Below are 7,456 nucleotides of genomic sequence, written 5' to 3'. Positions count from 1 at the left end.
TGCGAAAGAACGTGCGAAAGAACGTGCGAAGGATCGTGCAAAGGATCGTGCAAAAAGACGTGCAAAAGAAAAAGCCAAATAGCTGGTGCAAGAAATGGCCTTAGAAAAAGAAGAGAAACATCTCTCCTTCTAAACCACTCCTGATGTTAGTTGGTCGACGCTAGCAGTAAGTCGAATTTCCATCAGACTATACTTCAGGGGGATACCCGTATTATCGGAAGGGGGTGAGATACATGTCTGATAAACACAAAGAATTTTTCAAGGGTTTCCTTGACTCTGCTTTAAAAAGCGGCGCTAACAACTTCGGCAAACATCTTCTAGATGCAGTAAATGACGAAAACCAACCCGTTGATATTGTTTTGGGGAGAATCGTAACTGCCCTTAGGGACGGTGCCATTGCAACAGGTCAAGACGTGTTGCGAGCTCAACTTAATCAGAATAAGTAGTTAACTTGAATCACATGGAATCCCCTAAATGTTGCACTAATAGATAAGAGTGATAGGAATTTCACGTAAATAGTCCCATGTCTAGAAGGGGTTGTTGACAAAATGGGTTGAGGATCTTGTCCTCATCCCATTTTTGCTGTTTGAACGAACAGTTTGGAAGTGATCGGAACCTCATTTCACTTCTTACTTTGTTGATGTTAATTTTCTGCTTGGGCTGCCTTTACTCCTCTGACGATAGCCTGCTCAAGCACCACCGCTGCTACGGTGCCGACTGCGGTTACGGCAGCATTACCAATAAGCCCGCTATTATCGGTTCCGGTAGCTATGCAGAATACAGTGTCCCCGTCACCCTGAATATGCACCGGTGAAATCGCCCGCGCCATTCCGTCATGGGCGAGTGTCGCAACCCTCCCTGCCTCGGCTTTGTCTAGTTTTGCAGTGGTTGCGATGACAGCGATGGTTGTGCTTCTGCTCCGGGTCGAGATCGGCATTGGTGGTATTCCTTCAAGAATTGCCCGAGTTTGGTTAACGAATTTACCATCAGGCTCGAGCGCCCCGGCTATGATATGATCATTATTCCAAATATCTCCAAGGGCATTGACGACTACAATAGCGGCTACTATAGGACCGCCCGGGATTTGCCAAGAGGCGGTTCCAACTCCGCCCTTCATCGGCGTACCGTAGATTTTCCCTACCGTCGCACCCGCTCCAGCACCAACACTGCCCTGCGCCACGGCACCGGACTTCGCAGCTTGTGCTGCCTTGTAGCCCAACTGTGCATCAGGCCTGCGGGAGCCTTTCGCATAATAAAGGTCAAAAATAACAGCCGCAGGCACAGTAGGGAGCGGTCCAACATCTGTCGGGGTACCGTACCCATGCTCTGCAAGCCAGTTCACGACACCTGCTGTTGCCGCAAGACCGAAGTTGCTTCCGCCCGTAAGAAGAACCCCCTGTATAAGGTCTGTTGAAGTTCCGGGTTTAATCGCATCTGTCTGTTCCGTACCCGGATAACCGCCTCTGACATCCACGCCGGGAACTGCACCTTCAGGGTACAAAATAACCGTGCAACCAGTACGACCGCTTCTATCCTCTGCGTGCCCCACTAGGATACCCGGAACATCAGTAATACTCCCTTTGGCATAAACTTTTGTCCCCTGACCAATTAATCGGTTGGCACTCGGTCCAATCGGATGATTAAGTATGCTGTGATCATCTTGATATACTTTCTTTACGGGATTCTTCTCATTATTGAAAAAAATTTTATTGTTTTTTTCAGGTACCCCTTTGCCTCGATAAATCCCTGAATTCCTCATTCGAACTGGAAAACCCCAATATTTCGCCCTTCGAATAGCTTTGTCTGCGTTCCCGCGCTTCTCATCATACCTTGCATCCTCTGGCTTTATGATTTTCGCGGTCAATTTTGTTTTTTTTCTATCCATTTTTTCAACTCCGATTTCATGCAGAATTGTACTGCTTAAAGCCTCATCTGATGACGTTCATCTATAAATAATATGTTTGGGATGACAAACGTGCTCTGATGAAAACCAAAAAATCCACCTTGTCAGGTGGATTGGCTCAGTTTCGGGCCCGAATATACTGCTTCGAATCAATAGCGACATTAGCAGTAAACTGTTGAAATTGAAATTTATCTGAAGGAAGTGGAGAAATGTGTCCGACATAAAGAACAACGCCTAAGATTGGAAACCCCACTTAGGCGTTTAAATTGAGCGAAGAACAATGACTGGCTTAGCGAACGAATCTTTTCAAGATAGCACCTAGATCAATAGAAATTATGAGAAGTCATCCTCATAAGATTCTTGTTAATTCACTATTAATTACTCGATGTGCGGCAACATAACGATCTTTCGGACTAATCCCAAACGATGCAAATTGAACTTTCGATTGATTTGTAATAAATTGAACTTCATACTGTTTCGTATTTCCCACAAAAAAGCTATTGAATGTGGATGCATTCGGTTTCACAGTAAATACAACGTTATGAATCAATTTCTTCTTTCCGTTTAATGCAAACACTTTGATTCTTACTCTAGCATTTCTATGTTGATGCTGGTTTAGCGAGTTCACAGCAATATCTTTAGATACAATCTTGTCTTTCTCCGTTAGATTATTTAGCGGCCCAGTCGAATATTTACGAATCATACATACTCTCCCTTTAATAAATTTAGATATTAAGAAAAGAGTCTTCATCCTGTAATATCATATTCATTAAAGGGTTTATCCGTTTGGACGAAATCTTCTTCTTTATCTTTACACAATTGAAAGTTGATCATAAAGAAAAAGTGCCGATTTCTCGGCGCCTTTCACTGTATCCGCGTGATTCGCCTTAGGTCACAAATGATTATCGCGTCTGAGGAGATGAGCTCCCACTATGTGCCTGTTGTACATGCCATATTGGCGTGTTTGGTTCTCTATAGGGCCCAAGTTGACATAGCTGATGGCTTCGCTTATCATTTAGATACATTTAAATGTATGTGTAGGAGAAATAAAATGGCCAGAAATAAATTTCCGGAAATTACACGAAAAAGAATTATGGAATCTGCAGTTAGACTATTTACGCTTAAAGGTTGGAACAATGTAACGATTCAGGATATTGTAGATGATGTAGGAGACATTACTCGAGGTGCTTTCTATCATCATTTCAAATCAATCTCAGACATCATTCAGTCCGTTACCAAAGAGATGATGATCCAGCAAGATGTTTTTAATAATATTGATGATTTAGAAAACTTAAATGCCTTAGATCGTTTAAGACAAGGAATCAAATATTCGATTCTACAAAGTATAAAAAACGGTGACCAATCGACCATTTCTCGCGAAATGATTTCAGCTGAGTTTGTTTTTAGTCGGATTACAGAAGGTATGAGAGTTGTTGCGCCAGGCATTCACAAAGTCATTGAAGAAGGTAATAAAGACGGTTCGATCCAAGTTGCGTATCCAAAGCAAACAGCAGAAATTTTTACAATGCTTTTTGATATCTGGATGAATCCAGGAATCTTTCATGTCAGCCGCGAGGAATTTGTTCAGAAAATTGAGCATATCGCCCTAATGTTTGAAAGAATTGGCATGCCAATAGTCAATGAAGAATTGAAAAATGTTTTTCTGGAGTTGTTTGATAACGTACAGGAACAATAAACTACTCAATGTAGTTTATTATTTTTTCATTTTACATTCAAATGAATGTAAAAAAATTTACCCACATACATTCAAATGTATGTATATAAAATGGAGGTTCTATGATGAGAAACTTAGAGTTTATTTTTGTAGCTCTACTGATCGTATCAAGCATCTTGTTGCTTTTTAAGCAGCGTGGTGTTACCAAGTATAATGTCATCATTTTATCGGTAACTTATATAGCCTTATTTGCAACTAACCTTGCAGTCGGGGTCAACTGGCGCTTGATACCAGCTTATATCGTAACAGTGCTTTTGACCCTGCAGGTTTTTATCAAACCACGCAACACGAATGTATCAAAAAAAAGAGGAGTGAGAATTTTAAAAGGGGCAGGTATTGTTGCCGCGGCGGCTGCCATGATTTCTTTACCGACGATTTTTCCCCTGCTCACATTTCCAAAGCCTACGGGAGAATATGCGGTAGGTACGCAAGCCTTTCATCTTGTTGATCAGAATCGAAAAGAATTTGTTGTTCCAAATAGTCAAGTATATCGTGAATTGATGGTACAGGTTTATTATCCAGCCGAAAAAGGGGCAGGCTCTCCTGCTCCTTATAATAAGAATATTGATGCATTAACTAAACAAATATCAGCTACACAGGGATTCCCTTATATCGCAACCACTCATTTGGGATTGACCGAAACGCATTCGTTTACAGACGCCACACCCTTACAAGCAACAAAGAAATTCCCACTGTTATTGTTTGCACATGGTATGAGCCTATATAGTCAACAAAACACCTTTCAGTTGGAGGAGTTGGCAAGTCACGGTTATGTAATCGTTGCTCTTAACTTTACAGGCGATGCGGCAACAACCGTCTTCCCGGATGGAGATCGGGTTGATTTTACACCTATTGAAAATACAATCACTTTTTTAAACAATCGGATTAAACTTTGGGAGCAGGATGCCGCATTTGTGCTAGATGAAGTAACCAAAGCTGATTTTGACGATAAATTTAAGCCGATCGCTAAGTTAATAGATTATGACCATATAGGTATGTTAGGTCATTCTTTTGGTGGTGCCACTTCAGCTCAAATGTTGGTAAAGGATGATAGAATCAAAGCTGCCATTGATATGGATGGCGGATTGTATGGTGACCCTATGCCGAAAGATGGCCCTGGAAAGCCGTTTATGCTGATGAATGCCGAGGCTTCGATTAGGTTCATGAAAGAGGCAATTGGCCGGGAACCAGGAAATCGGGATGAATTGTTTGTGGAGGCCTACCTGAGAAATCAAACCATTGAAAAACCTGGCGTGTATACTGTGATAATTCCTAAAACGAATCATGGCAGTTTCACTGACTTAGCAGCCGTTTCGTCGATCATTAATGAACCAGGAGCTGATGTACCCGCGATTTTTCAATTGATTAACGAATTGTCACTGAGCTTCTTTGATAAAAATTTAAAGGGAATCACCGATAATAAAATGAACGAAATTCAGCAGCAACATCCTGAAATTAACTTAACTAGATATTGATATATGGTAGCTCTTTTGTATATGGATGGTGGCACGCCATCCCGGACTGTTCATCCATTGGTTCATCACTTCGGAGGGATCGTCTGACTTTTGGCGATATCTTCTCCTGCGGAACTATAGGTGATTCACAACCTTTAGTTTGTACAGGTGCGACGAAATGCTCCAAATCTGTAAGAAATAACTAGCGAAAGTACGCTGAAATAAAGGAAACCCCATAGCTTATAGGACATTCTCCGATAAGCTATGGGGTTCATTACATATCATAAATATAATATTTATTCAGAAACATCTTGGAATGTTAAACCAGGGAAAACGGTGTAATTCTTTACTTGGGTATCACTGATTATGTTTGCATAATCTATCAGGTATCCCTTGCTCATATATGGAGCTACATCAAAGTCCCATTCAGCCACAAATGGTGTGGATAAGTTCATATAATGAACTATTTTTACACGTACTTTGTATTGGTCTCCATCGCTCCTACCTTCCCCTTTTCTTTTAGCATCTACTATTTTTTTAGCATCTACTATTTTCAACTCTAAAATGGAAGGATATACTCCTCCTCCTGGTAGTTCGATTGACCCGTTATTCAAGTAACTAGAGGCTATTGTTTTTTTCCAAGCTTCTTCATCCCTAGAATCATATGTAACGAAATACTTATTAATTAAAGATACGATGTCTGCCCATTGTCCCCCGGTCAGATTTAATTTTTCATTCCATAGATCAGGAGTAGAAACCGAAGTTCCGCTTTTCTGATTAATAATTACTGTTTGTTTTTTAGAATCCCAAGTAACATCAGCACCTAATGCCTTAGAAATCGTACTAATAGGAACCATGACTCTTCCATCAACATTGCGAGGCGAAACGTCAGTAGGTACTGTTCGACCGTTTACAACAATTGAGATTTTCCCACTAGCAAATGCTCCCCCAACTAACAAAGAGGCAAGAGCAAAAACAAGTGATACAACAATGACCTGCTTTTTCTTCATTTTAAACCTCCTAAAATATATTATTGGACGGAATTCCCAGAACGATCTTATCACACTTATTGATAAATTACATCTTTATCGATCTTCATATCTATCCGGCAGTAGTTTTTTCCATTCACAATATACATTTACCGACGCTCCAGCATATGGAATGGGAAATACTTTTATTTTGTTTATTTCACTCCTAATAATATCTATACTTTATTTAATGATACTTCTCTATTCCTCGCTGCTCTGCTAGCAACAAATTTACCATACCACTATAGCTATTCAAACCGTCTGTCTGATTATTCGCCTTCAGATATAAGTCATTTACAATTCTTGAAATACTCGAAATAACACCCTCATACTTATCCCGGTACTGCTCATTTTGTTGTATATCATGCTGCACCGCCTTGGACAGACTGGACATTATATCAGACGCCTGATCTGAATCAACTTTCTTTAGTGCTGATATAGAATAATCAAACGCTAGAAAAAAACCACTGTAGAGTATCATTGGATCATCCTGCTGCTTACATGCCAGATAAGCTATAAAATTTGCCTCATCCTCATGCATAAAACCACTCTGATGTGCCAATTCATGTGCCATAGTAGCAGACACTAAGAAAACTGGCACATTAACATTAATATTGGATTCAAAAGTAAAAGGGACAAAAATACCGTGTATCCCTGCACGCGACATTAGTTTTGACATCACCACTGGTTTTGGTGTTGAATATAAAGAATGCTCCAAAACAGGATATTTCTTTGATAACATTTGCATCGACAGCACTGCGTGTTGTGCATAATAATTAAAACTATCTGGTACTTGAGCCAAAAGAGCAGTATCCTCTAACTTTCCCCTTGCCAATTCCATTTCAACAGCAAGTGACTTACACAATTTCACTAGTTCGTCCTCGCTGTAGTTTCCCTCTTGATATTCGGTATAGGACAAAAAAGAATATCTGTGATAGTTTATTCCACCCAAAACAGTATAGCAAAAATATATCACGCTACAGATTGCAACTATTCCTAGAGTACCACGATAAACTACCATCCTACGTGCACCTTTACTCATGATAACCTTGCGCACATAATAACCTATATAAAATAGCAAAAGTAACACAACCAACACTACGAGCCATTCACTAACAGAAAATTTGACCCAAGAAGGTACAAATCCTACTGTTTTTGACAATATCGGATATACAGACCTACTGTATTTTTCTGCCCAATCCTGATGGTTCTGCGCGTATTTTGTCAGTATATAAGCTATAACTCCAAGTGAGATCAATGGCAATCTCTTAAGTAAAAGCTTTTTGATAACACATCCTCCTATCAAAGCCAATCGGCTGCATTTATTATTTATTTG

At 40.2% G+C, this 7,456-nt stretch carries 7 protein-coding genes; 3 read left to right on the top strand and 4 right to left on the bottom strand.

Annotated elements, in window-relative coordinates; translation table 11 throughout:
* The first annotated feature begins 233 nt into the window (after window positions 1-233).
* The gene (locus tag BBG47_RS26795; RefSeq protein WP_065294286.1) at window positions 234-446 is read left to right on the top strand and encodes a hypothetical protein; all 213 of its coding nucleotides are present in this window, start codon (window positions 234-236) and stop codon (window positions 444-446) included.
* A 197-nt stretch (window positions 447-643) separates the two neighbouring features.
* Here the strand turns inward: BBG47_RS26795 and BBG47_RS26790 are convergent, their stop codons facing one another.
* Window positions 644-1,885, bottom strand: coding sequence for a P1 family peptidase (locus tag BBG47_RS26790; RefSeq protein ID WP_254659941.1), 1,242 nt, complete (start codon window positions 1,883-1,885; stop codon window positions 644-646).
* A 367-nt stretch (window positions 1,886-2,252) separates the two neighbouring features.
* Window positions 2,253-2,606 carry a hypothetical protein gene (locus BBG47_RS26785; RefSeq protein ID WP_065294285.1) on the bottom strand — a complete coding sequence of 118 codons (354 nt, stop codon included), beginning with the start codon at window positions 2,604-2,606 and terminating at the stop codon, window positions 2,253-2,255.
* Between the two features lie 348 nt (window positions 2,607-2,954).
* On the opposite strand from BBG47_RS26785, the gene BBG47_RS26780 reads away from it, so the two are divergent.
* Together BBG47_RS26780 and BBG47_RS26775 are read left to right on the top strand one after the other, a co-directional pair.
* A complete protein-coding gene (locus BBG47_RS26780; protein ID WP_065294284.1) occupies window positions 2,955-3,599 on the top strand; it encodes a TetR/AcrR family transcriptional regulator in 645 nt (214 codons plus the stop codon).
* A 104-nt stretch (window positions 3,600-3,703) separates the two neighbouring features.
* The gene (locus tag BBG47_RS26775; RefSeq protein WP_065294283.1) at window positions 3,704-5,113 is read left to right on the top strand and encodes an alpha/beta hydrolase family protein; all 1,410 of its coding nucleotides are present in this window, start codon (window positions 3,704-3,706) and stop codon (window positions 5,111-5,113) included.
* A gap of 275 nt (window positions 5,114-5,388) precedes the next feature.
* On the opposite strand, the gene BBG47_RS26770 is transcribed toward BBG47_RS26775, so the two are convergent.
* Both BBG47_RS26770 and BBG47_RS26765 read right to left on the bottom strand, forming a co-directional pair.
* Complete coding sequence (locus tag BBG47_RS26770) at window positions 5,389-6,102, bottom strand: copper amine oxidase N-terminal domain-containing protein (protein WP_065294282.1); 714 nt, start codon at window positions 6,100-6,102, stop codon at window positions 5,389-5,391.
* A gap of 205 nt (window positions 6,103-6,307) precedes the next feature.
* Window positions 6,308-7,378 carry a DUF3810 domain-containing protein gene (locus BBG47_RS26765; protein WP_065294287.1) on the bottom strand — a complete coding sequence of 357 codons (1,071 nt, stop codon included), beginning with the start codon at window positions 7,376-7,378 and terminating at the stop codon, window positions 6,308-6,310.
* Window positions 7,379-7,456 lie beyond the last annotated feature (78 nt).

The sequence above is a fragment of the Paenibacillus sp. KS1 genome, from assembly GCF_001680695.1.
GTDB lineage: Bacteria > Bacillota > Bacilli > Paenibacillales > Paenibacillaceae > Paenibacillus_B > Paenibacillus_B suaedae.
The sequence above is the reverse complement of the archived record's forward strand: the minus strand, read 5'-3'. Positions and strand labels throughout refer to the sequence as shown.

Excerpts from the sequence above, each read along its gene's own strand:
- BBG47_RS26795 (WP_065294286.1), top strand. The coding sequence starts at position 234 with ATGTCTGATAAACACAAAGAATTTTTCAAGGGTTTCCTTGACTCTGCT.
- BBG47_RS26790 (WP_254659941.1), bottom strand. The coding sequence starts at position 1,885 with ATGGATAGAAAAAAAACAAAATTGACCGCGAAAATCATAAAGCCAGAG.
- BBG47_RS26785 (WP_065294285.1), bottom strand. The coding sequence starts at position 2,606 with ATGATTCGTAAATATTCGACTGGGCCGCTAAATAATCTAACGGAGAAA.
- BBG47_RS26780 (WP_065294284.1), top strand. The coding sequence starts at position 2,955 with ATGGCCAGAAATAAATTTCCGGAAATTACACGAAAAAGAATTATGGAA.
- BBG47_RS26775 (WP_065294283.1), top strand. The coding sequence starts at position 3,704 with ATGAGAAACTTAGAGTTTATTTTTGTAGCTCTACTGATCGTATCAAGC.
- BBG47_RS26770 (WP_065294282.1), bottom strand. The coding sequence starts at position 6,102 with ATGAAGAAAAAGCAGGTCATTGTTGTATCACTTGTTTTTGCTCTTGCC.